Raw genomic sequence first — 1,198 nt, 5'->3', positions numbered from 1 at the left:
TTCACCAAAACATCTTTGGCGTTGTAAGGTTAAGCCTCACGGTTCATTAGTACTGGTTAGCTCAATGTATCGCTACACTTACACACCCAGCCTATCAACGTCGTAGTCTTCAACGTTCCTTCAGGACTCTCAAGGAGTCAGGGAGAACTCATCTCGGGGCAAGTTTCGTGCTTAGATGCTTTCAGCACTTATCTTTTCCGCATTTAGCTACCGGGCAATGCCATTGGCATGACAACCCGAACACCAGTGATGCGTCCACTCCGGTCCTCTCGTACTAGGAGCAGCCCCCCTCAATTCTCCAGCGCCCACGGCAGATAGGGACCGAACTGTCTCACGACGTTCTAAACCCAGCTCGCGTACCACTTTAAATGGCGAACAGCCATACCCTTGGGACCTACTTCAGCCCCAGGATGTGATGAGCCGACATCGAGGTGCCAAACACCGCCGTCGATATGAACTCTTGGGCGGTATCAGCCTGTTATCCCCGGAGTACCTTTTATCCGTTGAGCGATGGCCCTTCCATTCAGAACCACCGGATCACTATGACCTGCTTTCGCACCTGCTCGAGCCGTCACTCTCGCAGTCAAGCTAGCTTATGCCATTGCACTAACCTCCTGATGTCCGACCAGGATTAGCTAACCTTCGTGCTCCTCCGTTACTCTTTAGGAGGAGACCGCCCCAGTCAAACTACCCACCAGACACTGTCCGCAACCCGGATTACGGGTCTACGTTAGAACACCAGCCATTAAAGGGTGGTATTTCAAGGTTGGCTCCACGCAGACTGGCGTCCACGCTTCAAAGCCTCCCACCTATCCTACACATCAAGGACCAGTGTTCAGTGTCAAGCTATAGTAAAGGTTCACGGGGTCTTTCCGTCTTGCCGCGGGTACACTGCATCTTCACAGCGAGTTCAATTTCACTGAGTCTCGGGTGGAGACAGCCTGGCCATCATTACGCCATTCGTGCAGGTCGGAACTTACCCGACAAGGAATTTCGCTACCTTAGGACCGTTATAGTTACGGCCGCCGTTTACCGGGGCTTCGATCAAGAGCTTCGCGTTGCCGCTAACCCCATCAATTAACCTTCCGGCACCGGGCAGGCGTCACACCGTATACGTCCACTTTCGTGTTTGCACAGTGCTGTGTTTTTAATAAACAGTTGCAGCCAGCTGGTATCTTCGACTGATTTCAGCTCCATG

At 52.6% G+C, this 1,198-nt stretch carries 1 rRNA gene; it reads right to left on the bottom strand.

Annotated features, from left to right (window positions below):
- Nucleotides 1-25: 25 nt before the first annotated feature.
- Nucleotides 26-1,198, bottom strand: a 23S ribosomal RNA gene (locus tag ABOC97_RS23845); the annotation flags it as partial.

Source organism: Kluyvera huaxiensis (assembly GCF_040149365.1).
GTDB classification, from domain to species: domain Bacteria; phylum Pseudomonadota; class Gammaproteobacteria; order Enterobacterales; family Enterobacteriaceae; genus Kluyvera; species Kluyvera intermedia_A.
This window is presented reverse-complemented; position numbering and strand designations above follow the sequence as displayed.